Annotated in this window: 20 protein-coding genes; 9 read left to right on the plus strand and 11 right to left on the minus strand. The window is 66.7% G+C overall.

Going from position 1 to position 24,164, the window contains the following annotated elements; all coding sequences use genetic code 11:
- Positions 1–7: 7 nt before the first annotated feature.
- From ACVWZN_RS07590 to ACVWZN_RS07600, 3 genes are all read right to left on the minus strand, one after another.
- Positions 8–1,441 (minus strand): sulfotransferase, encoded by a 1,434-nt coding sequence (locus ACVWZN_RS07590; protein WP_456953275.1) that lies wholly within the window; start codon positions 1,439–1,441, stop codon positions 8–10.
- Between the two features lie 156 nt (positions 1,442–1,597).
- Positions 1,598–3,397 (minus strand): phosphoenolpyruvate carboxykinase (GTP), encoded by a 1,800-nt coding sequence (locus ACVWZN_RS07595; protein ID WP_456953276.1) that lies wholly within the window; start codon positions 3,395–3,397, stop codon positions 1,598–1,600.
- A 44-nt stretch (positions 3,398–3,441) separates the two neighbouring features.
- A complete protein-coding gene (locus ACVWZN_RS07600; protein WP_027083314.1) occupies positions 3,442–4,026 on the minus strand; it encodes a TetR/AcrR family transcriptional regulator in 585 nt (194 codons plus the stop codon).
- 206 nt (positions 4,027–4,232) lie between these two features.
- Here ACVWZN_RS07600 and ACVWZN_RS07605 point away from each other — a divergent pair, with 206 nt between their 5' ends.
- Together ACVWZN_RS07605 and ACVWZN_RS07610 are read left to right on the plus strand one after the other, a co-directional pair.
- The gene (locus ACVWZN_RS07605) at positions 4,233–6,707 is read left to right on the plus strand and encodes an acyl-CoA dehydrogenase (RefSeq protein WP_456953277.1); all 2,475 of its coding nucleotides are present in this window, start codon (positions 4,233–4,235) and stop codon (positions 6,705–6,707) included.
- 66 nt (positions 6,708–6,773) lie between these two features.
- Positions 6,774–7,247 carry a hotdog fold domain-containing protein gene (locus tag ACVWZN_RS07610; RefSeq protein WP_456953278.1) on the plus strand — a complete coding sequence of 158 codons (474 nt, stop codon included), beginning with the start codon at positions 6,774–6,776 and terminating at the stop codon, positions 7,245–7,247.
- Between the two features lie 3 nt (positions 7,248–7,250).
- Here ACVWZN_RS07610 and ACVWZN_RS07615 read toward each other — a convergent pair whose 3' ends face one another.
- A complete protein-coding gene (locus ACVWZN_RS07615) occupies positions 7,251–8,105 on the minus strand; it encodes a metallophosphoesterase (protein ID WP_456953279.1) in 855 nt (284 codons plus the stop codon).
- Positions 8,102–9,409 (minus strand): NTP/NDP exchange transporter, encoded by a 1,308-nt coding sequence (locus tag ACVWZN_RS07620; RefSeq protein ID WP_456953280.1) that lies wholly within the window; start codon positions 9,407–9,409, stop codon positions 8,102–8,104. Before ACVWZN_RS07620 ends, ACVWZN_RS07615 begins: the two co-directional genes overlap by 4 nt.
- Positions 9,410–9,518: 109 nt before the next feature.
- On the opposite strand from ACVWZN_RS07620, the gene ACVWZN_RS07625 reads away from it, so the two are divergent.
- The gene (locus tag ACVWZN_RS07625) at positions 9,519–11,114 is read left to right on the plus strand and encodes a GMC family oxidoreductase (RefSeq protein WP_456954735.1); all 1,596 of its coding nucleotides are present in this window, start codon (positions 9,519–9,521) and stop codon (positions 11,112–11,114) included.
- Between the two features lie 218 nt (positions 11,115–11,332).
- The gene (locus tag ACVWZN_RS07630) at positions 11,333–12,688 is read left to right on the plus strand and encodes a serine hydrolase domain-containing protein (protein ID WP_456953281.1); all 1,356 of its coding nucleotides are present in this window, start codon (positions 11,333–11,335) and stop codon (positions 12,686–12,688) included.
- Between the two features lie 696 nt (positions 12,689–13,384).
- Here ACVWZN_RS07630 and ACVWZN_RS07635 read toward each other — a convergent pair.
- The 6 genes from ACVWZN_RS07635 to ACVWZN_RS07660 all read right to left on the minus strand — a co-directional run bounded on the left by ACVWZN_RS07635 (position 13,385) and on the right by ACVWZN_RS07660 (position 18,976).
- A complete protein-coding gene (locus ACVWZN_RS07635) occupies positions 13,385–13,927 on the minus strand; it encodes a histone H1-like repetitive region-containing protein (RefSeq protein WP_051235230.1) in 543 nt (180 codons plus the stop codon).
- Positions 13,928–14,794: 867 nt separating this feature from the next.
- On the minus strand, positions 14,795–15,187 hold the full coding sequence (gene gcvH / locus ACVWZN_RS07640; RefSeq protein ID WP_027083307.1) for a glycine cleavage system protein GcvH: 393 nt from the start codon (positions 15,185–15,187) through the stop codon (positions 14,795–14,797).
- Between the two features lie 110 nt (positions 15,188–15,297).
- Positions 15,298–16,401: a glycine cleavage system aminomethyltransferase GcvT gene (gene gcvT, locus ACVWZN_RS07645; protein WP_456953282.1), complete on the minus strand. Its 1,104-nt coding sequence runs from the start codon at positions 16,399–16,401 to the stop codon at positions 15,298–15,300.
- Between the two features lie 75 nt (positions 16,402–16,476).
- Positions 16,477–16,917 (minus strand): NfeD family protein, encoded by a 441-nt coding sequence (locus ACVWZN_RS07650; protein WP_456953283.1) that lies wholly within the window; start codon positions 16,915–16,917, stop codon positions 16,477–16,479.
- A 10-nt stretch (positions 16,918–16,927) separates the two neighbouring features.
- Entirely contained in the window at positions 16,928–17,872 is a 945-nt protein-coding gene (locus ACVWZN_RS07655; RefSeq protein WP_456953284.1) for an SPFH domain-containing protein, read from the minus strand.
- Positions 17,873–18,001: 129 nt separating this feature from the next.
- Positions 18,002–18,976 (minus strand): aldo/keto reductase, encoded by a 975-nt coding sequence (locus ACVWZN_RS07660; protein ID WP_456953285.1) that lies wholly within the window; start codon positions 18,974–18,976, stop codon positions 18,002–18,004.
- A gap of 287 nt (positions 18,977–19,263) precedes the next feature.
- Here ACVWZN_RS07660 and ACVWZN_RS07665 point away from each other — a divergent pair, with 287 nt between their 5' ends.
- The 5 genes from ACVWZN_RS07665 to ACVWZN_RS07685 all read left to right on the plus strand — a co-directional run bounded on the left by ACVWZN_RS07665 (position 19,264) and on the right by ACVWZN_RS07685 (position 24,087).
- Complete coding sequence (locus tag ACVWZN_RS07665; RefSeq protein ID WP_456953286.1) at positions 19,264–19,827, plus strand: TMEM165/GDT1 family protein; 564 nt, start codon at positions 19,264–19,266, stop codon at positions 19,825–19,827.
- Positions 19,828–19,913: 86 nt separating this feature from the next.
- The gene (locus ACVWZN_RS07670; RefSeq protein ID WP_456953287.1) at positions 19,914–21,191 is read left to right on the plus strand and encodes a nucleoside permease; all 1,278 of its coding nucleotides are present in this window, start codon (positions 19,914–19,916) and stop codon (positions 21,189–21,191) included.
- 9 nt (positions 21,192–21,200) lie between these two features.
- Complete coding sequence (locus ACVWZN_RS07675) at positions 21,201–22,178, plus strand: ribokinase (RefSeq protein WP_456953288.1); 978 nt, start codon at positions 21,201–21,203, stop codon at positions 22,176–22,178.
- Between the two features lie 21 nt (positions 22,179–22,199).
- Positions 22,200–23,192: a tRNA dihydrouridine synthase DusB gene (gene dusB, locus ACVWZN_RS07680; protein ID WP_456953289.1), complete on the plus strand. Its 993-nt coding sequence runs from the start codon at positions 22,200–22,202 to the stop codon at positions 23,190–23,192.
- 55 nt (positions 23,193–23,247) lie between these two features.
- Positions 23,248–24,087: a class I SAM-dependent methyltransferase gene (locus tag ACVWZN_RS07685; protein ID WP_456953290.1), complete on the plus strand. Its 840-nt coding sequence runs from the start codon at positions 23,248–23,250 to the stop codon at positions 24,085–24,087.
- Positions 24,088–24,164 lie beyond the last annotated feature (77 nt).

Genomic DNA, 24,164 nt, shown 5'->3' on the forward strand with positions numbered 1-24,164 from the left:
ATGGTTGTTAACGCGTGGCGCTGTCCAGAACCTCGCGAAGGTCTTTCAGCTGCGCCGCGTATGGTCGCCACGCCCCACCCCGCCCCCTCAGGATTCCTTTGCCGAGGTCGGCCGCGCTGGCGGTCGTCGATCTGTGATCGCGGGCTACTTGGTTTTCGGCGACGCGATCGAGGCCGCATGCCTCCAAAAGGCTTCGAGATCCGGCATCGGCGTCGCCTACAAACGACTCGTAGTCGACCTCGACAATCCGGCCCGGCGCCTGCTGGCACCAATGCGCCATCAGGCGTTCGTGGGCGACGTAATAGCGGGCCATGTCGTCCGGGGCATTCGCATACGGCGCAGCACCACGGAAATACGTACGCAGGTTCGAGAAGCACGTATCGATCGGGTCACGGCGCAGGTGGACGATCGTGGCGTCCGGGATCGCACGCAGGATGTACGGGATATTGAGGAAGTTCGACGGAAGCTTCTCCGTCAGCACTCTGCGCTCGCCGACGCGCCAGCGCGCGTAGGTCATGAAGCGCTCGCGTACCTGTGCGAAGTCGACGGCGGCCGCGCGACGCACAAGTTCGAGGTCAATCGGCCCGTGCCCGTCGGAGTCCGCAGCTTCGCGGAACGCCGCGGTGAACTGGTAGGTTTCACCGCCGTCAACGACGTCGGGATGTGAAGTCAGCACGCGCTCAATCAACGATGTCCCGGAACGGAACATCCCGACGATAAAAATCACACGCGGTTCGTCGGGCTGCGGCGCTGCCCCATCGGACTCGACCTGCACATGATGCAACGCATCGAATAGCTGTGTATCGCGTTCGATGTCGTAAGGCTCAAGACGACGCTGTGTGGCCCAGCCCGCTGCCAACTCGTTCCATGCGTCCGGATAGCGCCCAAGGTCGTGCAGGCGCCGGTGAAGCGAATAGCGGAAGTAGGCTTCCGCCTCGGAGCCGGGTACAACGCGGGTCAACGCTTTCCGCATGGCGTCGACGTGTGCGGCCGCCTCCGACGGATCGCTCTGCATCGCGACAAGCCAGTGCGCGTTGCCCATCCGCGGTTCGATCGCGATTGCGCGTTCGAGATGCGCGAGCGAGGTGTCGGGATCGCCGTTGAACATTGCCAGCAGACCGGCGACGTAGTGAGCATTCGGGTCGTTAGGCGCGTCCACCAGCAAGTGGCCGGAGATCCTCGCCGCCTCGTCGAACAATGCAGCCGAACTTGCCAGCACGGCCATCTCGGCAGCGCTCGCAACGGGCCAGCCGACAGGGAACTGCGCCGCGAACAACTTTTCGAGTTCCGATGCCAACTCGAGACGCCTAAGCAAGTGCGCCATACGCACCGCTGCGTGCGAAGCTAAAGGCGCGCGCAGCGCTGCCGTCGCGCGGCGCGCGAGTTCGCATGCTTCTGCATAAGCACCGAAGTGCAACGAGACTTCGGCGGCGAGCGCCAACACGTCGGTAGATGGATCGGCGGCGAGCGCCGGCGCGATTTCGCGCGCGGCATCGGCCCAGCGGTTCGCGGCGACCAGCGCGACGGCGTGCTGATAGAGATCGGCAGTCATCGCGCCACGTTACGCGTGGCGCGAGACGTCGTCATCCAGGCTGAATCAACCGAGCTGCGATGCGATCCGCTGCTGCTCGGCATGCAGCGCCTGCGGCATGCGGGGGCCGTATTCGCGGAGGTAGTCGCCGATGCTGGCGAACTCGGTGCGCCAGCCGTCGTGGTCGAAGCCGAACAGCTTGGCGCGGGCTTCGTCGGAGAGCTGCACGCCGTCGAGGTCGAGGTCCTGCTCGCGCGGTAGTGCGCCGATCGGGGTGTCGGCCGCGTCGGCGGTGCCGTCGACGCGCTTGATCATCCACTCGAGCACGCGGAGGTTGTCCCCGAAGCCCGGCCACAGGAACTTGCCGTCGTCGCCCTTGCGGAACCAGTTGACGTGGAAGACCTTGGGCAGCTTGTTCTGGCCGTTGTCGAACGACAGCCAGTGCGCGAAGTAGTCGGCGAAGTTGTAGCCGCAGAACGGCTTCATCGCCATCGGGTCACGACGCATGACGCCGACTGCGCCTGTCGCCGCAGCCGTCGTCTCCGAACCCATCGCCGCGCCGACCAGCACGCCATGCGTCCAGTCCCGCGCTTCGAATACCAGCGGCACGAGTGACGCGCGACGGCCGCCGAACACGATCGCGGAGATCGGCACGCCGGTCGGATCCTCCGCGTGCACCGAATAGCTTGGGCACTGCTTGGCCGACACGGTGAAGCGCGCATTCGGATGCGCGGCCGGGCCCTTGTTGAAATCGTAGTCATTTCCGCGCCAGTCAAAGGCGGGCTGGCCTTCGTCGAGGCCTTCCCACCACGGCTGGCCATCGGCCGTCAGGCCGACGTTGGTGAAGATGGTGTTGCTGCGGATGGTCGCGAGCGCGTTCGGGTTCGATTTCGCCGACGTGCCCGGCGCGACGCCGAAGAAACCGGCTTCCGGATTGATCGCGTACAGGCGGCCGTCCGGGCCGGGGCGCATCCAGCAGATGTCGTCGCCGACCGTCCACACCTTCCAACCCTGGGCGCGATAACCCTCCGGCGGAATGAGCATGGCGAGGTTGGTCTTGCCGCAGGCGGACGGGAACGCCGCGGCGATGTAATGCGTGTCGCCCTGCGGGTTCTCGATGCCGAGGATCAGCATGTGCTCGGCGAGCCAGCCTTCCTGCCGCGCCTGGTGCGATGCGATGCGCAGCGCGTGGCACTTCTTGCCGAGAAGCGCGTTGCCGCCGTAGCCGGAGCCGTACGACTTGATCGTCAGCTCTTCGGGGAAATGCATGATGAAGCGACGGTTCGGGTCGAGCTCGCCGATCGAATGCAGGCCGCGAACGAAGGTGCCGTCGCGCTCGATGCGCTGCAGCGCCGGCTCGCCCATGCGCGTCATGATCCGCATGTTGGCGACGACGTACGGGCTGTCGGTGATCTCGACACCGCAACGCGAGATCGGCGAATCGATCGGGCCCATGCAGTACGGGATGACGTACATCGTCCGCCCTTCCATGCAGCCGTCGAACAGGCCGTCCATCTGGGCGTGGCCGTCGGCCGGCGACATCCAGTGGTTGTTCGGGCCGGCGTCGTCCTGCTGCGAGGTGCAGACGAAGGTCAGGTGCTCGACGCGCGCGACGTCGTCCGGATGCGAGCGGTGCAGCCAGCTGCCCGGGTTGGTCTGCTCGTTGAGGCGGATCAGCGTGCCGTCCGCTTCCATCTTCGCGACGAGCGCGGCGTTCTCGGCATCGCTGCCGTCGCACCAGTGGATCGCGTCGGGTCGCGTGAGCGCGGCAACGTCTTCGACCCAGCGCGCGAGACTTGCCAGCGTGGTTCCGCGGCCCTGCACCTCGGGGGTGCGTTTGTCGACGTCCTGGACGAGGGCATTCATGCGGAAACCTCCTTACAAAGCGAATGGAAAACGGTGTCGGATCCTCAGGGGATCAGCGTGGCCATCATGTGCTCGACGAATGCCTCGAACTCTTCGCGCGGAAGGCGCGTCTGGTTGAGTTGGAGGTTGAGCTGCAGGAAGCCCACGTAGGCGGCATACGCGAGGCGCGCGCGATTGAGCGCGGCGTGCGGGTCCAGGCCGGCCTGGCGGAACGACGCGGCGAGCCATTCGAGGCGACGCTGCGAGACGCGACCGATGACCGGCGCGACGATCGGGTGGTCCAGCGCTTTCAGCAGCGCCGAATAGATGATGTGCGAGGTGACCTCGTGCGCGACGACGTCGAACAGCTGGCGCAGGCGCTGGCGCGGATCGGCGATCTGTTCGAGCTGGCCGAAGATCGCTTCCTGTTCGGTCTTCTCCCAGCGCTCCAGCGCGGCGACGAGCAGCGACTCGCGCGACGGGAAGTGCCAGTAGAAGCTGCCCTTGGTGACGCCGAGGCGGCGCGCGAGCGGTTCGACCGCCACGGCGGCGACACCCTGCTCGGCGATGAGGTCGAGCGCGGCCTGCGCCCAGTCATCGGCGCTGAGGCGCCCCGTTCGATCGGACTTGGCCGGCGTGTCGGTCGTCATGGATGCAGTGTATCCGTACGGGTCCGGCCGGGACAGTATGCGTTAAGGAATTCGCCCGTCCGGCCGCTGAAAAGTGCGTTGACAGCGGTCCGAAAACGTTACCATACTCGCCCGTATGTCGGGTGTTTCATGCTGCCGTTTGAATCCGGCGCCCGCCCTTGCCATCACCACGAAACCGCGCGGACGCCCGTCCGCTGGAGCGCTCCATGAGCATCGCCGCACCGTTCCTCGTCCTGCTGATCCTTGGCGGCGTGGCCGCCTACCACCGCATGCGCCTCGCGCCGTGGGTCGCGATGTCCGTCGCCGGTCTTGTCGCCTGCTGGCTGCTCGGCGCCAACGCGACCGCCACCATCGTCGCGGCCGTGCTGTTCGCGATCATCGCGGTGCCGCTGCTGGTGCCGGCGCTGCGCCAGACGCTGGTGACGCAGCCGCTCTTCGGCTTCTACAAGAAGATCCTGCCCCCGCTGTCGGAGACCGAGCGCGTCGCGCTGGAGGCCGGCACCGTGGGTTGGGAAGGCGAGCTGTTCTCCGGCAAGCCCGAGTGGAACGTGCTGATGTCGCAGCCGAAGCCGACGCTCAGCGAAGACGAGCAGGCCTTCCTCGACGGCCCGGTCGAAGAGCTGTGCCGCATGGTCGACGACTGGTCGATCACGCACGTGCACGCCGACCTGCAGCCGGAGCTGTGGGACTACATCAAGCGCAACAAGTTCTTCGGCATGATCGTGCCGAAGGAATACGGCGGCCTCGGGTTCACCGCGCTCGGCAACCACAAGGTGATCGAGAAGCTGGCGTCGATCTCGTCGGTGGTGAGCTCGACGGTCGGCGTGCCGAACTCGCTGGGCCCGGCCGAACTGCTGATGCACTACGGCACGACCGAGCAGAAGGATTACTACCTGCCGCGCCTCGCCGACGGTCGCGAAGTGCCGTGCTTCGGCCTCACCGGCCCGTGGGCGGGTTCAGACGCGACGTCGATTCCGGACTACGGCATCGTGACGATGGGCGACTGGAACGGCGCGCGCGTCGTCGGCGTCAAGCTCACCTTCGACAAGCGCTACATCACGCTCGCGCCGGTCGCGACGCTGATCGGCCTGGCCTTCCGCATGTACGACCCGGACCACCTGCTCGGTGAGAAGGAAGACATCGGCATCACCCTCGCGCTTCTGCCGCGCGATACCGACGGCGTGGAGATCGGGCGTCGTGCGATGCCGCTGAACTCGCCGTTCCAGAACGGCCCGATCCGCGGCAAGGACGTCTTCATTCCGCTCAGCCAGCTCATCGGCGGCGAAGCGTACGCGGGCAAGGGCTGGCAGATGCTGGTCGAGTGCCTGTCGATCGGCCGCTCGATCACCCTGCCCTCCACGGCGTCCGGCGGCTCGCGCATGGGCGCTCGCGTGACCGGTGCGTACTCACGCATCCGCAAGCAGTTCGGCCTGTCGGTCGGCCGCTTCGAAGGCGTCGAGGAAGCACTCGCGCGCATCGGCGGCAATGCGTACACGATCACCGCGCTTGCGGAAGCGTCGGCCGCGGCGGTGGCCCGTGGCGAACTACCGGCGGTGCCGTCGACGATCGCCAAGTACCACTGCACCGAGATGGGCCGCGAGGTCATCAAGGACGCGATGGACATCCACGGCGGCAAGGGCATCATCCTCGGCCCGAAGAACTACCTCGGCCGTGCGTGGCAGGCGTCGCCGATCGGCATCACGGTGGAAGGCGCGAACATCATGACGCGCTCGCTGATGATCTTCGGCCAGGGCGCGATCCTCTGCCATCCGTGGGTGCTGAAGGAAATGAAGGCCGCTAACAACCCGGATCGCACGCAGGCGCTGCGTGACTTCGATTCCGCGCTGTTCGGCCACATCGGGTTCGCCATCAGCAACGCCGTGCGCTCGCTGTGGTTCGGCATCACCGGCGCCACCATCGGTGCCGCGCCGGGCGACGACTACACGAAGCGCTACTTCCGCAAGCTCAACCGCTACTCGTCGGTGCTCGCGCTGATGGCGGATACGTCGATGCTGCTGCTCGGCGGCAAGTTGAAGTTCAAGGAGTCGCTGTCGGGTCGCCTGGGCGACGTGCTGAGCCAGCTCTACATCGCCAGCGCGATGCTCAAGCGTTATCACGACCAGGGCGCGCCGGTGGCCGACCAGCCTCTGCTCGCGTGGTCGTTCCACAACTCGATGCACAAGCTCGAGCTGTCACTGTCGGCCGCGCTGCGCAACTTCCCGGTGCGTCCGGTCGGCTGGCTGCTTTGGGCGCTGGTGTTCCCGTTCGGTCGTCGTGCGGTGGCGCCGAGCGATCGTCTGAACCACAAGGTCGCATCGATCCTGATGACGCCGGGCGAAGCGCGCGATCGCCTCGGTCGCGGTGCGTTCCTCACGCCGGGCCCGTTCAACCCGGCCGGTCGCATCGACAGCTACCTGCCGGCGGTGGTCGCGGCGGAGCCTGTGGAGCGCAAGTTCCAGAAGGCGCTCAAGGGCCACGAGGTGGAAGCGCACGACTTCGCATCGCAGCTCGATCTCGCCGTCCGCAATGGCTGGATCACCGCCGACGAGCGCGCCCAGCTCGAAGCACTGCGCGAGATCACCATCGACACGATCAGCGTCGACGACTTCGAGGCCTCCGAGCTGCGTTCGTCGGGCTATGCCGCGGTGACCGGCGAACCGGGCCAGCGCGCAGCGGCCTGATCGATACGCGAAACGTTCTGCACGACGGCGGGCATTGACCCGCCGTCGTCGTATCCGGAGTCCACGATGAACCTGCTTGCCCTGCATCGACGCATGACGCGCTGGCCGCTCGGCCGCTGGCTGTTCGCCCGCGCGGTCTGCTTCAAGGCGCCCTACTTCGGCAGCATCGCGCCGCGTATCGACGCGCTGGAGCCGGGCCGCTGCGTCGTCTCGTTCGCGCATCGGCGCGCGGTGACCAACCACATCGGCACGGTGCACGCGATCGCGCTCTGCAACGCGGCGGAGCTTGCCGCGGGACTCGCGACCGAAGCCGGCCTGCCTGCGTCGATGCGCTGGATTCCGAAGGGCATGCAGGTCGAATACCTGCGCAAGGCCACCGGCCGCATGACCGCGACGGCTCGCGTGCGCGACGACCTGTCGAACCGCGGCGATGCACGCGAAGCGCCGGTCGACGTCGAAGTCACCGATCCCCACGGCGAGGCCGTCTTCCGCGCCGTCGTATCGATGTGGGTCTCGCCGCGGCCGCCGCGCGACGCGTAGTGGTCAGCGCTGCGCGCGCAGCGTCAGACGCGAGATTTCCGGCGGCACGCCGATGCGCATCGGCATGATGCTGGTGCCGATGCCCGGCGAGACGAACAGCGGTCGCGACGCGTCGCCGTAGTAGCCGCGGATGTAACGGTTCTCCGGCTTGCCCCACTGCGCGGGCTGGCCAATGCCCGGCAGCGAGATCTGACCACCGTGCGTGTGGCCCGCCAGCACCAGCGCAGCGCGCGGCGGAATCTGGTCGACGAGCGCGGGGTTGTGCGTCATCACGATCGCCGGCGCGTCGTCGTTGATGCCGGAGAACGCCTTGCGCACGTCGTGCTTCGCGGTCCACAGGTCACCGACGCCCACGATCCACAGCGGACAGCCGCGGATCACGGTACGACGCGACTCGTCTTCCAGCACGACGACGCCTGCGGCCTCCAGCGCGCGTCGCACGCCCGGCCCGCCCTTCCACCAGTCGTGATTGCCGAGAACGGCGTAGACGGGCTTACGCGCCGTCAGCGCGCGCCAGTGCGGTGCGCTGACATCGGCGGGAATGTAATGGCCGCCGAGCACGCTGAGGATCACGTAGTCGCCGGTCATCAGCACCGCGTCGGAATCGCTGGACTCGAGTTGTGCGACCACGCGGTCGAGATTGTCGAGGCCGTTGTTCGGCGAACCGGTGTGCACGTCGCTGACGTGGTCGATGCGCAGCCCTTCGCATGCGGCCGGCCAGCGTGGCAGCGCGATGGTGTAGTCGCGCTCGACCAGGCGGCGCGGCTCGACGAACAGCCCGTAGACCACCGCCACGAACGCCAGCGCCACCCACGCGAAGAACAGCCGTCGCAGCCAGTGCCGGACCTGCGGCCTCATGCGCGCGGCACGTCCTGTCGCACATCACGCACGCGCGACAGTCGCCAGCCGATCGCCGCGGCCGCGCTCGCTGCGGCGAGCCCGATCGACGCGACGCCGCCGACGGTCGCGCCGAGCGCCTTCATGCTGTTCATCGTGAGTGCCACAAGAAGATCACCGAACCGCCAGACCGCCGTGTCGACCGCGTTCTGGCCTTTGTAGCGTTCGCTTCGCGCGACCTGCGTGAACAGCGCATGGCGCGATGGCTCGGCGAGTCCGTAACCCAATGCACGAGTGACGATCGCCGCGAGCGCGACGGCCGGCATCGCGCCAATCAGCGGTGCGTACGCATCCGGCGCGAACACGACGAGTGCGAGCGACGCCATCGCGATTGTTGCCCAGATGATGAGTACGCGGCCTGGGCCGATCATCGGCATCAACCACCAGGTGACGCCCACCTGCAGCAGCATCGTGAGCACGTTCGACGCGAGGTCGACGGTCGCGGCAAATGCCGTGCGCGCTTCGCCGGTCGCGAACGTCGCGCCGCTGTAGTCGGCCAGCAGCGCGTAATTGATGGTGCCGATGCCGTCGGCGAGGATCAGCAACAGCGCCATGTTGCGCATGAACGGGCTGGCGATGACCTGCTTGAGCCCGTCGAGCATGCCGCCACCGAGCGGTGCGTCATCCAGCGTTTCGATGCGTGCGTCGTCGCGTGCCCAACGGCCGAGGATCACGGAAAGCGCCGTCGCGATGGCGAGCAGCGATGCGGACACACCGAGCAGCGGTGCAATGCCGACCACGCCGACCAGCGACTTCGTGATCGCCGGGCCAGCCAATGCGCCCGCCGTCCCCGCGAAACCGATCAACGGGAACAAGCGCCGCGCCTGCACCGGTGACCAGATGTCCGACATGAACACCCAGAACACGGACACCACGAACAGGTTGAACACACTCACCCAGACGAAGAACACGATGCCGAGCGTCCGCGCATCGAGCGCGTCCTGGTGCGCGAAGAACGGCATGAAGCCGAGCAGGCAGGCGACGAACACGCCGTAGACCACGGGCACCATCACGCGGCGACGCCAGCGCGACACCAACGCGGCGAACAGCGGCGTCAGCGCGAGCGTGGTGATGAACGTGGCGAGGTAGAACCACGGCAGCTGCGTCGAACCAACCGCCGCCGACAACTGCTCGCGCACCGGACGGATCACGTAGTACGCGGTGAGCACGCAGAAGAAGTACGCGAGCGAGAGCAGCAGCGCCGGCCACTCGCCGCGACGCACGCGTCCCTGATCTGCCGGGGACTGCTCGGGATGCGCGCTCATCGGTCGCTTCCGGTGGGGGATGCGCACCGTACCGTCCGCGCGGCCGCGCCGCCACCCTCGCCGGCTATGCTGCGGCCGCGACCGCCCGGTCGCCGTGCGCGGGGTGAGCATGTACGACTACGTGATCGTCGGTGCCGGATCCGCGGGCTGTGTGCTGGCCAATCGTCTCAGCGAGGATCCGTCGGTGCGCGTGCTGCTGCTCGAGGCCGGGCCACGCGATCGTCATCCCTTCATCCACATGCCCGCCGGCATCGCGAAGCTGGTCAACGTGCGACGCCTCAACTGGGACTACAACACCGCGCCCGAGCCGGCATTGAACGGACGTCGACTTTGGTGGCCGCGTGGGCGCGTGCTCGGCGGTTCGAGTTCGATCAATGCGATGTGCTACATCCGCGGCAACCCGGCCGATTACGACGACTCGGCTGATGCGGGCGCGACCGGTTGGTCATGGCGCGACATGCTGCCCTACTTCATCCGCAGCGAGAACAACGTGCGCGGTGCGGATGAATTGCATGGCGACGCGGGGCCGCTGCATGTCGCCGACCTGCGCCACGTGAATCCGCTGTCGCGCGTTTTCATCAACGCTGGCGAACAACTGGGCTTCGCACGCAACGATGATTTCAACGGTGCGACGCAGACCGGCTTCGGGCTGTACCAGGTCACGCAGAAGGATGGTGCGCGCTGTTCGAGCGCCGTCGCGTACCTGCGTCCCGCGCTTGATCGACCGAACCTCGAGGTGCGCACCGGCGCGCTGACGACGCGCGTGCTGGTCGACGGCTCGCGTGCGAACGGCGTCGAGTACGCGATGGGCCGCGGTCTGCATCGCGTGCACGCGTCACGCGAGGTGCTGCTCTGCGGCGGCGCCATCAACTCGCCGCAGCTGCTGATGCTCTCGGGCATCGGGCCGGCAGACGCGCTGCGACGCCACGGTATTGCCGTGCAGCACGACGCACCCGACGTCGGCAGGAACCTGCAGGACCATCTCGACATCTGCACGCTGCATGGCAGCCGTGTGCCGGTCACCTACGACCGTGCGAGCGATCTGCGCATCGCGTTCGACTACTTCCTGCGCGGACATCGCGGGCCCGGCACGTCGAACATCGCGGAAGGCGGAGCGTTCGTTCGCTCCCCGCTCGCGCCCGACGCTCGCCCCGATATCCAGTTGCACTTCGTCCCCGCGCAGCTCGACGATCACGGCCGCAATCGCCTGCCGGGCGACGGCTACACGATCCATGCGTGCTTCCTGCGACCACGTAGTCGCGGCGCGATCGAACTTGCGTCCTCCGATGCGGCTCAGCCGGCACGCATCGCCGCGAACTACCTGTCGGACGACGACGACTTCGACCTGCGGATGATGCTCGAGTGCGCGCGACTGTCGCGCGAGCTGCTCATGCAACCCGCGTTCGATGCGTATCGCGGCGCGCACGTGCTGCCCGCACGCAACGACCTCACCGATGCGGAGTTGGTCGAGTTCATCCGCGCCAAGGCCGAGTCCGTCTATCACCCGGTCGGCAGTTGCCGCATGGGCAGCGACGACGCGAGCGTGGTCGATCCGCAGCTGCGAGTGCGTGGCGTCGATGGGCTTCGGGTGGTCGATGCATCGGTCATGCCGCGGCTGGTCAGCGGCAATACCAACGCGCCGACGATCGCGATCGCGGAACGTGCAGCCGATCTCATTCGCGAACGACCGCCGCTTCGCGCCTGAACGGACTTTTTACAAACTGCTGACGGATAACGAACGCACGCGGGTCCGCAATGCCTCTCTAGCGGGCATCGACGCGCCGCACGTGAACGATACGCAGTGAAGCGGCCGGCGCTGCGTCACTGTTTTCGAGCAAAAACATGAATATGAATGTCTTTCCTCTGGCGTCACTTGATGACGACGCTATGATCGACCCGTGAATGTTTCGTGGATGCCGCACCATGACTGACGCCGCCCTTCGCTTCCGCCGCCGTGGTTTCCATGTCGGCGCGCTGGCCTTCCTGCTGCCGGTCGCACTCGGTACCGGCGCGGGCGCGCAAACGCCTCCGCCGCCGCGTTGGACGCCGGCAACCACTACGACCATCGCTGCACCGCAGCAGGTCGTGCGCAATCCGTTGCCGATCGCAGCCGACTTCAACGTCGCGCAGATCGAATCGCTGGCGCAGTCGCTCGTCGCGGACCAGAAGGTTCCGGGCCTGGCGATGGCGATCGTGCACAAGGGTCGCATCGTCAGCGTGCGCGGTTACGGCATCACCGACATGTCGGCCGCCGAGCCGGTCGACGCGCACACCGTGTTCCGTCTCGCGTCGCTGTCGAAGGCGTTCGCGGGCACGCTCACCGGCCTGCTCGTCAACGACGGTTCGCTGCGTTGGGACAACAAGGTCACGCAGTACCTGCCGAACTTCCAGCTCAGCGATCCGAACGCCACGCAAGCGGTGACGGTGGCGAACGTGGTGAGCCAGAGCGTCGGCCTGCCGCGCAACTCGCTGGATCGCGATCTCGAGTCCTACGTGCCGTACACGACGCTGACGCAGCGCCTCGCGTCGGTGCCGCTCGCGTGCCAGCCCGGTGCCTGCTACGGCTATCAGAACGTCGCCTTCAGCCTGATCGGTGACGTGGTGTTCGCGGCGACCGGCCAGTTCTACGGTCAGGAAGTGCAGCGCCGCATCTTCAAGCCGCTCGGCATGAACGACGCGAGCATCGGCATGGAAGGCCTGGAGTCGAGCCCGCGCTGGGCGCATCCGCACGTGCACGGCCGCGGTGGTTGGGTGTCGGTCATGCCGAAGACGCCGTACTACCAGGTGCTGCCGGCGGCGGGCGTCAACGCGAGCGCGAGCGACATGGCGCAGTGGCTGGTCGCGCACACCGGTTATCGCCCGGACGTGCTGCCGGCGTCGCTGCTCGCTACGCTGCACACCGCGCGCGTCGACACGCCAAGCGAGATGCGTGCATCGCCGTGGCGCCGCGAGCGCCTGAGCTCGGCGGGCTACGGCATCGGCTGGCGCGTCTACAACTATGCCGGCAACACGCTCGTCTTCCACGGCGGCGCGGTGCAGGGCTATCGCGGCGCGGTGGCAATGCTTCCCGATCGCGACTTCGGCGTCGCACTGCTCTGGAACAGCGAGAGCTCACTGCCGTCCGCAATGATCCCGACCATCCTTGACCGTGCACTCGGCATTCCGGGCAGCCACTGGATGAAGGACGACTTCGACGAGCCGACGCAGTTCGTGCAGAACGACGAAGACGGCCAGCAGGCGGGCACGAGCGCCGCGAAGTCGACCGCAGCGCCGCACTGAGTTTCGTCTAGCGGGAAGAAGGCGGCCGGCATATTTGTCGGCCGTTTTCGTTTGTGGGAATGCCGCGGGCATCGTGCGGCGCCAGGTTCGAATGCCGGGCGGCAATGCGACGCCGGGCGCTGCGTGCATCGTGCTAACGCGCGTCGTTCGATCGCGGCCGGCCGCCACAGCTATCGTCGCGCCCCGACCTCAGACGCGCTGCGTCGCATCGGGTCGCTCGCTGGGATCTCTTCGCGACTCGCGGAGCATGCGCGGAAACGACGAGCACGTAGCACGTCGGACGCGCAACGATCGAAGCGACTGCTCACGCTGCGTGGTGCGATGCGTACGCGGCCGCGCAGCGGTCGCCTCGACATCGGCGCCGCGCCCGCGATCGTGCGACGCCACCGCTCGCCCTCGCCATCACTCGCTGACGGCTGCTAGACCGATGGGTCTTTGGAGCCGGCACCTCGACGTCGCTCATCGGTCGCTGACGCGGAGCACAGCTCCGCAGTACCCATTGCGCTGCCGTAATGTCCGATCGCGACGAGTCGTCACTGCGGGCGTCACGTCGCGCTAGGGGCACGCTTCGCAACAACCCGCAGTCGCGGCGTCGCCGTCGCCGTCGCCATCACCACCCTCGGTCCAAAAAAAAACTCTCCCCCGCCTGGGCTGCGGGAGAGAGTCGGGTGTTGCGGTAATCGGGTATTTTTTTTCTTAGATCATCGGTGCCGGAGTAGCCGGCATCGTCATCGGGGCATCAGCTCGGCGACGGGTCGCCTTACGGGCGCCGCCCTTCTTCGCTGCGGTCTTGCGCGCGCCGCCGGCCTTCTTGGCCGTCTTGCGGGCGCCGCCCTTCTTGGCTGCGGTCTTGCGAGCGCCGGCCTTCTTGGCGGTGGTCTTGCGAGCGCCAGCCTTCTTGGCAGTGGCCTTGCGAGCGCCAGCCTTCTTGGCCGTTGCCTTGCGAGCGCCCTTCTTGGCTGCAGTCTTGCGAGCGCCGCCCTTCTTGGCTGCGGTCTTGCGAGCGCCGCCCTTCTTGGCTGCAGTCTTGCGAGCGCCCTTCTTGGCTGCGGTCTTGCGAGCGCCGCCCTTCTTGGCTGCAGTCTTGCGAGCGCCGGCCTTCTTGGCGGTGGTCTTGCGCGCGCCCTTCTTGGCGGCGGTCTTGCGGGCGGTCGACTTCTTCGACGCGGCCTTCTTGCCAGCAGCCTTCTTCGTGGCCTTCTTGGCGGTGGACTTCTTGGTGGCTTTCTTCGTGGCCATGGGGTGGCTCCTCGTTTAGTGGTCTATCGGGGTGTTGCCCAGTTCAAGACAACGTCGCGGGAACAGCCCAGCGACTGACCGCCACACCCTGGAACCGATGTGGCGGAAGCAGCGGCGAAACGCGGATGCGTCCACCGAATTCGACAGCACCTGTCTGGTTTGTACATTCCGCTGGGGCATGAAAAAGCCCGGACCGCCAGCTGCGGATCGGGCTGCTTCGGAATGCGGAATGTGTTTTCGCGAGGGAAACGGATCCTGCGTCCACCGGTTTGATGTCCCGGGCGGAGGTCCGTTTTGTGGTGCGCGTTGTCGCGTCTGTTTTGATCACTCGCATTCGCAGGTTAGCTGCTGGGGCGAAACCTAATCACCGATTTTTTTGATGTCAACAACCTGGGCGAAATTTTTTTTCCCAAGTCCGCGCCCCGCTTGGGTTTCGGGTCCGCATCGAGCACCTCCGACGTAACTCGCGGATGCGCATCGAATCGTTCGCATCATTTTCTACGCGCAACGAAACCCCTACGTTTCAAGCGTTTCCGCGCAGCACTTCGATTTACTTCGATGCATTCGTCGACGTCGTGCGACGCGTTCGGAGAACCCGAACGGAACCTCAACGCCGCGCGTCGGCGGCGTGTGCGCGATGCGAAGACGACGTCGCGATCTGGCGCCGCACAACCCGATTTGCGCGAAAGTGCGCGAGCTTTCGAACGCTCTCGACACGTCCGCATCGACCGTTTCGACGACGGCGATCGCGTGTTGCGCACCGCTCGCGCGTCGTCGTCGTCGCGCACCGACCGTCGCTTCGCATCGTCCGAAACGAAGAAGGCCGCGGATGTCCGCGGCCTTCGGTGACTGCTTCGCGACTGCGAATCAGTGGTCGTCTTCCAGCTGCTCGGCGTAGTCGTCGGGATCGAGCAGTTCGTTGAGCTGCTCCGCGTCCTCGATCTCGAGCTGGTACAGCCAGCCTTCGCCGTAGGCGTCTTCGTTGATCGTTTCCGGCTTGTCGGCGAGCGCCGAATTGACCGCGACGATCTTGCCGGTGAGCGGTGCGTACACGTCCGACGCAGCCTTGACCGACTCGACGACGGCGCATGCGTTGCCCGCTTCGACGCGGTCGCCAACGGTAGGCAGTTCGACGTACACGAGGTCGCCGAGAAGTCCCTGCGCGTGGTCGGAAATGCCGACGGTGACTTTGCCGTCGCCTTCGACGCGGGCCCACTCGTGGGTCTTGAGGAACTTCAGGTCGCCAGGGATCTCGCTCATGGGGGCTCCGGTGCGTCGTGGGTCGCGTGCGTTGATGGGTGGATTCGATGCGTCGCTAGTTTAGCCATGCGATGCGGACGGGACAGCCGCTCGTCCGCACGATGTTTCGATCAGGCGTCGGGGACGAGGTTCGCGCCTTCGCGCACGAACGGATACTTGACGACGCGCACGGGAATTTCGCGGCCGCGGATGTCGACGCGCACGTCGCCGGGTTCGCCAGCGGGAATGCGCGCGAGCGCGATCGCCTTGCCGATGGTCGGCGAGAACGTGCCCGACAGGATCTCGCCCTCGCCCGCCGCGGTGATGACTTTCTGCCCGTGGCGCAGCACGCCCTTCTCGTCCATGACGAGCCCGACCATCTGTCGCGCGCTGCCGTTCGCGAGCTGCTGCTCGAGTGCGGCGCGTCCGATGAAGTCGCGGCCTTCGTCCATCGCCACGGTCCATGCGAGGCCGGCTTCGTACGGCGACACGTCTTCGTCCATGTCCTGGCCGTACAGATTCATGCCGGCTTCGAGGCGCAGCGTGTCGCGCGCGCCGAGTCCCGCCGGCTTGACGCCCGCCTGCACGAGTCGATCCCACACGCGCACGGTCTGGTCGGCCGGCACGAGCACTTCGAAACCGTCTTCGCCGGTGTAGCCGGTGCGCGCGACGAACAGTTCGAGGCCGTCGTCGGTGACGCCCGTCGCCGCGGCGAAGCGACCGACCTTCTCGACTGCGGCACGATCGGATTCGCGCAGCAGGCCGATGACCTTGGCGCGCGCGTTCGGACCCTGCACCGCGATCATTCCGTAGTCGTCGCGCTCGGTAACGGTGACGTCGAACGCGATCGCCTGGCCGCGGATCCACGCGAGGTCCTTGTCGCGGGTGGCCGCGTTGACCACGAGGCGGAAGAACGAGTCGTCGAGGAAATAGACGATGAGGTCGTCGATGACGCCGCCGCGCTCGTTGAGCATGCACGTGTACAGCGCCTTGCCCGGCTTCTTGAGCTTGTCGACCGAGTTGGCGACCAGCATGCGCAGGAAGTCGCGGACGCGCGCGCCGCGCAGGTCGACCACCGTCATGTGCGAGACGTCGAACATGCCGGCGTCGCGACGCACCTGGTGGTGCTCGTCGATCTGCGAGCCGTAGTGGATGGGCATGTCCCATCCGCCGAAGTCGACCATCTTGGCGCCGTGGGCGCGGTGGGTGTCGTTGAGGACGGTCTTGCTCGTCATGGCGGGATCACGGCGTGGGGTGAGCCCGTGATTATCGCGGATACGCGCCGGCGGGTCAGACGCCGGCGGATGGACTCAGTCCTGCGGCCGCACTTCCAGCGTCATGCCACGCACGCCGACCACGCGAACGCGCGCGCCCAGCGGCAGGTCGGGGCCTTCGACATCCCAGATCGCGTCGGCGATCTGCACGCGGCCGTGGCCGTCGATGATCGGCGCCATCAGCGGCACCACGCGGCCGACCATCTGTTCGGCGCGACGGTTGAGCGACGGCCGGTCGCTGTCGCGTCCGTGCGTCCGGAAGAAGCGCAGGTAGACGAAGACCGACAGCACGCTCAGCAGCGCGAACGCGATCATCTGCCAGACGAGCGCGACGCCGGGCATCGCGACGACCAGCACGCACGTCGCCGCGGCGGCGATGCCGAGCCACAGCATGAAAGCGCCGGGTGCGATGATCTCGGCCGCGATCAGCACCAGCGCGACGAGCGCCCAGACGGTTGCGGTGAACGTCCAGTGCATGGCGTCGCCCTCAGCGCGGAAGCGCGGGTGGCTTCGGTGCGTTCGGGCGGTCCAGCGCTTCCTTCGCCAGTTCCGCAATGCCGCCCAGCGAACCGATCACGCCGGACGCCTCCATCGGCATCAGCACGAACTTCTGGTTCGGCGCTTCGGCCAGCGACTTGAACGCCTCGATGTACTTCTGCGCGACGAAGTAGTTGATCGCCTGCACGTTGCCCTGCGAGATCGCGTCGGACACCAGCTGCGTCGCCTTGGCTTCCGCTTCGGCCGAACGCTCGCGCGCTTCTGCGGCACGGAACGCGGCTTCGCGCTGACCCTCGGCCTCGAGGATCACCGATTGCTTCTCGCCCTCGGCCTTGAGGATCGCCGCCTGACGGAAGCCTTCGGCCTCGAGAATGTTCGCGCGCTTCTCGCGCTCGGCCTTCATCTGCCGCGCCATCGAATCGATCAGGTCGCGCGGTGGCGCGATGTCCTTGAGCTCGATGCGATTGACCTTGATGCCCCACGGATGCGTCGCCTGGTCGACGGCCACCAGCACCTTCGTATTGATCTCGTCGCGCTTGGACAGCGACTCGTCGAGGTCCATCGAACCGATCGCGGTACGGATGTTGGTCATGACCAGGTTGAGGATGGCGATCTCGAGCGTCGCGACTTCGTACGCCGCCTTCGCCGCATCGAGCACCTGGAAGAACACGATGCCGTCGACCTTGACGACCGCGTTGTCCTTGGTGATCACGTCCTGGCTCGGGACTTCGAGCACCTGCTCCATCATGTTGATCTTGCGGCCGACGCCGTAGACGATCGGGAACAGGAAATGCAGACCCGGTTCGAGCGTGTGCGTGTAGCGCCCGAAGCGCTCGACCGTCCACTGGTAACCCTGCGGGACCATGCGCACGGTCTTGAAGATCGCGATCACCACGACGAATGCGATGACCAACCCGACAAGCGAAATGCCCATGTGTCCCCTCCCCTGGTGGATGCGGCGAGTATAGGCCTCGCAGACGGCTGCAACCGGGCGTCGTACGACGCGACGACGGACGCGCTTCCGCCCGTGCATCGCGCGATCGCACTCTCTCTATATATATGTCTACGCCGCAGCGGCCTCGAGCTGCTGCCACTGCACCTCGTCGAGCGCACTGGCGAGTTCGAGCGCCTGCAGGTTCTGCAGCAGTTGTTCGACGCGGCTCGCGCCGAGGATCACGCTCGACACGTGCGGGTTGCGCAGGCACCAGGCGATGGCGAGCGTGGCCGGTGGATGGCCGATCAACTTCGCCGCTTCGGCGAACCGACTCGCACGTTCGACGCGTCGCTGGCTTTCGTCACCGACGACGATGCGCTTGAGCCAACCGAGTTCCTCGCGTTCAAGTCGCGCCGGTTCGTCCTTCGACGCATTCGCGTACTTGCCGGTAAGCAGGCCGGATGCGAGCGGCGAGAACGTCGTCGTGCCGAGCCCGAGTTCCGCATACAGCGGCGCGTATTCGAGTTCGACGCGCTCGCGATGCAGCAGGTTGTACTGCGGCTGCTCCATCACCGGCGCGTGCAGGTGGTGCGACTTCGCGACGCGGTGCGCCTCGCGGATCAGCGTGGCCGGCCATTCCGACGTGCCCCAGTACAGCGCCTTGCCCTGGCGGATCAGCGCGTCCATCGCCCACACGGTTTCCTCGACCGGCGTGTCCGGATCGGGACGATGGCAATAGAAGAGATCGAGCGCGTCGACGCGCAGGCGCTTGAGCGCCGCATGGCAGGCGTCGTGCACATGCTTCTTCGACAGGCCGCGTTGCGTCGGCCGCGGATCTTCCGCCGCGCCGAAGAACACCTTGCTCGACACGCAGAAGCCGTCGCGCGGGAGGCGCAGGTCGGCGATGACGTCGCCCATCACCGACTCCGCGCTGCCCTGCGCATAGCTCTCGGCGTTGTCGAAGAAGTTGATGCCGTGGTCCCACGCTGCGGCAACGAGGTTGCGGCATTCGCTGCGCGGCACCTGGTTGCCGAAAGTGAGCCACGCACCGAACGACAACGCGGACAGCTGCAGGCCGGACGATCCGAGGCGGCGGTAGTGCATGGTCAGCTCCGTGATGGACGAGGCATCGTAACCGCGCAACACGTGACGCACGTCCGGTAATCGATTGCACCGGCGCGCGTTCACCGCAGCGCGCGTGCCCATCGGTACAATGCGCGCTCCTCTCGGGGAGTAGTCCGCCGTCGTATCGACGGCCCGCGCGTCAACACACTCGGCCAGCCGGCCGTGGTGCGCGGAGGATCGCAATGCGGTCCGGGGCAAGACCGAAGGCGTTACGCGTCCAGCCGGGCCGCGTTGCGCCTTCGTGCATGCCCGGCATCGGACCCCCAATGAACGCACTCCTCATTTCGACCGGTACGGTCGCGCTCGCCGAAATCGGCGACAAGACGCAGCTGCTCGCGCTGATGCTGGCCGCGCGCTATCGCAAGCCGTGGCCCATCGTCGGCGGCATCGTCATCGCGACGGTGTTGAACCACTCGCTCGCCGCCGCGCTCGGCGACTGGCTGTCGTCGCTGCTCACGCCCGACGTGCTGCGCTGGATCGTCGCCGGCAGCTTCATCGCGGTCGCACTGTGGACGCTCAAGCCGGACAAGCTCGACGACGGCGACGATCGCCTGTCGAAGTACGGCGCGCTGGTCGCCACCACGATCGCGTTCTTCCTCGCCGAGATCGGCGACAAGACGCAGGTCGCGACCGTCCTCCTCGCCGCGCGATTCCACGATTTCGTGCCGGTGGTGATGGGTACGACGCTCGGCATGCTGCTGGCGAACGTGCCGGTGGTGCTGCTCGGAAGCCGCTTCGCCGATCGCCTGCCGCTGAAGGCCGCGCGCCTCACCGCCGCCGCCGTGTTTGCCGCGCTGGGCATCTGGGCGCTGGTCCGCGGGCTGGGCTAGTCAGGTAGCCGGCCACCGGCCGGCTTCACCACGGCTGCTTTTGCCTCTACGCTGCGGCGACTTCCGCGCCTCACCCAGGACCGCCCGTGAATCTCAAGCTGCGCCTCACGCTGATGAACTTCCTCCAGTTCTTCGTCTGGGGGGCGTGGCTGCTCACGGTCGGCGCGTACTGGTTCCAGAACCGACAGTGGTCCGGCACGAGTTTCGGTCAGATCTTTTCGACGATGGGCATCTCGGCGTTGTTCATGCCGTCGCTGATGGGCATCGTCGCCGACCGCTGGATCAACGCCGAACGCCTCTACGGCATCCTGCACATCCTCGGCGGCGTGTTCCTCTGCATGCTCCCGCGCGCAGCGAATCCCGACCAGTTCTACGCCTACATCCTGGCGACGATGCTCTGCTACATGCCGACCATCTCGCTGGCGATCGCGGTGGCCTACAACGCGCTCAAGGGCGAGGGACTCGACGTCGTGCGCGACTACCCGCCGATCCGCGTCTGGGGAACGGTCGGCTTCATCGCCGCGACGTGGACCACGAGCTGGCTCGGTTTCGAATCTTCGGCGAACCAGTTCTACGTCGCCGCTGCCGGATCGTTCCTGCTGGGCGTGTACGGCTTCACCCTGCCCGCCGCACCGCCGCGTCTCGGTCGTGACGAAAACCGCTCGTTCATCGATGCACTCGGCCTCACGTCGTTCCGCCTGTTTCGCGATCGCAACATGGCGGTGTTCTTCGTCTTTGCGATGCTACTCGGCGCGGCGCTGCAGCTCACGAATGCGTACGGCGTGACCTTCCTCAAGGACTTCGAGTCGCTGCCGCAGTTCAAGGATGCGTTCGGTGTCCGCCATGCGGCGGTGATCGTCTCGATCTCGCAGATCTCCGAAACGCTCTTCATCCTCACCATCCCGTTCTTCCTGAAGCGCTTCGGCATCAAGACGGTGATGACGATCTCGATGATCGCGTGGTTCCTGCGCTTCGGCCTGTTCGCCTACGGTGATCCGGGCCCGGGCCTGTGGATGATCGTGCTCAGCTGCATCGTGTACGGCATGGCCTTCGACTTCTTCAACATCTCCGGCTCGCTGTTCGTCGAACAGCAGAGCGATCCGCGCATCCGTGCATCGGCACAGGGCCTCTTCATGCTGATGACCAACGGCATCGGCGCGGTACTCGGCAGCTCGATCAGCGGCTGGATGATCGATCGCTTCTTCACTGCTCCCGGCGGCGCGAAGGACTGGCACGGCATCTGGACGACGTTCGCGCTGTACTCGCTCGCGATGGCGATCCTGTTCGTACCGCTGTTCCGTCATCGCCATACCGCGTCCGCAGCGGTTGCGGGCCACGGCACCGCCGACGTCAACAATCCCTGAGTCGTCGCGATGACGCCGATGGTGACCGTGGTCGGCAGCTTCAATGTCGACCACATCTGGATGCTCGACGCCCTGCCCGCTCCGGGCGAAACGCGTTCATCGCGCTACATGAGCGGACCGGGCGGCAAGGGGTTCAATCAGGCGGTGGCGTCGGCGCGTTCCGGCGTGTCGACGCGCTTCGTCTGTGCGCTCGGTGACGACGCGGGCGGTGTGTATGCGCGCGCGCTCGCGGTCGCGGATGGCATCGATCTTCGCGACGCAGCCAGCGAGGCGCCGACCGGTTCGGCGGGCATCTTCGTCGATGCGAACGGACGCAATTCGATTGCAGTTGCTGGCGGTGCGAACGACACGCTTACTGCATCCCATGTTCGCGATGCGCTGAGCACGGATGCGTCGGCGGTCGTGCTCGTGCAGCTCGAAACGCCGACCGAAGCCGCGCTCGAAGCGTTCGCGATGGCGCGCGCATCGGGTGCGATTGCGATGCTCAACCCCGCGCCGGCGAACGTACCGGTCGCACCGGCGCTGCTTGCGTCGGCCGACATTCTGACGCCGAACGAGACCGAGTTTGCTGCGCTTGTACGCATGCACCTGAATCGCGACATTGACGCCCGCACGCTTGTCGATACGGACAACGACGACTTGCACGCGCTGTGTCGCGCATTGCTGCCGAACGGCACCGTCGTCATCACGCTCGGTGCTGCGGGTGCGTTCGTCTCGCATCCTGATGCCTCCATGCGTGGCGATAGCGAATCGCACTACCGCCTCCCCGCGCGAACAGTGAGCGTCGTCGACACCACCGGCGCCGGCGACGCATTCAACGGCGCGCTGGCCTCATCGCTCGCAGCACAACCGGCGCTCGCGTTCACCGCCCATGCGCGCTACGCGATCGCCTACGCCAGCATGTCGACCGAGCGTCCCGGCGCCGCGCCATCAATGCCGTCGCGCGACGACGTTCAGGCCCGCTTCCCTGACGCCACCGCCGCCTGAACCGCCGCGTAGAATGGCGGCATGCGCATCGGCCCACATGAGATCGCGCCCCGCGTGATCCTCGCGCCCATGGCGGGCGTTACCGACAAACCATTCCGGCTGCTCTGCAAGCAGCTGGGCGCCGGGCTGTGCGTGTCGGAAATGACGACGTCGGACCCGCGCTTCTGGAACACGTCGAAGTCGCGGCACCGCATGGACCACGTCGACGAGCCCGCGCCAATCAGCGTGCAGATCGCCGGCACGGTGCCCGAGGTGATGGCCGAGGCCGCGCGCTACAACATCGAACACGGCGCGCAGATCATCGACATCAACATGGGTTGCCCGGCGAAGAAGGTCTGCAACGCTTGGGCGGGCTCGGCACTGATGCGCGATGAGGCGCTGGTCGGGCGGATCCTGGAAGCAGTGGTCAACACGGTCGACGTGCCGGTGACGCTGAAGATCCGTACCGGCTGGGCGGCGGATGCCAAGAACGCGCTGACCATCGCCCGCATCGCCGAAAGCGCGGGCATCGCATCGCTCGCGGTGCACGGCCGCACTCGCGACCAGCAGTACACCGGCTTCGCCGAGTACGACACGATCGCCGCGGTGAAGGCGGCGCTGTCGATTCCGGTCGTCGCCAATGGCGACATCGACTCGCCACGCAAGGCCGCCGAAGTGCTGGCCTACACCGGCTGCGACGCGGTGATGATCGGCCGTGCCGCGCAGGGCCGTCCGTGGATCTTTCGCGAAGTGGCGCATTACCTCGCGACGGGCGAAGAGCTGCCGCCACCGTCGCTGCACGAGGTGCGCGACGTGCTGCTCGGCCATCTCGAAGCGCTGCATGCGTTCTACGGCGAGCTGTCCGGCGTGCGCATCGCGCGCAAGCATCTGGGCTGGTACGCGAAGGACCGGCCGGAGAACGCGGCGTTCCGCGCCGTGGTCAACCGCGCCGAGACGGCCGAGGCACAGTTGCGCCTCACCCGCGATTACTTCGACGCGCTGATCGCCGGCGTGCCGGTGCGCGAAGCCGCCTGACCTCACGGGGGCTTTCCGCGGCGTCGCGACAATCGCGCCGATACGGAGATCCGCCATGACCGACGCCGCAACCGACCCCAACGCCGACCAGGTCTACCTGCACGGCTTCTCGCGCACCGAGCAGGCGCGCCTCATGCGCCAGGCGCGCATCGCCGAGTCGACGATCTTCAAGCACATCGACTATTCGGGGACGCGCCGCGTGCTCGAGGTCGGCAGCGGCGTCGGTGCGCAAACCGAGATCCTGCTGCGACGCTTTCCCGACCTGCACGTCACCTGCATCGACTACAGCGAGGCGCAACTTGCCACGGCGCGCGCGCATCTCGGCGCCATGTCCTGGCTCGACGGCCGCTACGACCTGCAGCAGGCCGACGCCACCGACCTTCCGTTCGAGCCGCGTAGTTTCGACGGTGCGTTCCTGTGCTGGGTGCTCGAGCACGTGCCCTCGCCCGCGCGCGTGCTCAACGAAGTGCGCCGCGTGCTGATGCCCGGCTTGCCGGTCTACATCACCGAGGTGATGAATTCCTCATTCTTCCTCGACCCGTATTCGCCGAACGTCTGGCGCTACTGGATGGCCTTCAACGATTTCCAGCATGAGCACGGCGGCGACCCGTTCGTGGGCGCCAAGCTCGGCAACCTGCTGCTCGCCGGCGGCTATCGCGACGTGTCGACCGAAGTGAAGACGTTCTACTTCGACAACCGCGAGCCGGCGCGTCGGAAGGTCATGATCGCGTTCTGGGAAGAACTGCTGCTGTCGGCGGCCAACAACCTGATCGAAGCCGGCGCGGTCACGCAGGAGATCGTCGACGGCATGCGCCGCGAGATGCACCAGGTGCAGAACGATCCGAACGCGGTGTTCTTCTATTCGTTCCTGCAGGCGCGCGCGACCGTGTTCTGAACGAACGTTGACCCCGTCCGCGCGTGGACCGGCGCAGAATGCGCGGTCGGCCCCGAGCCTGTATCATGCGCGGCCAT

This window comes from Lysobacter sp. HA35 (assembly GCF_054061195.1).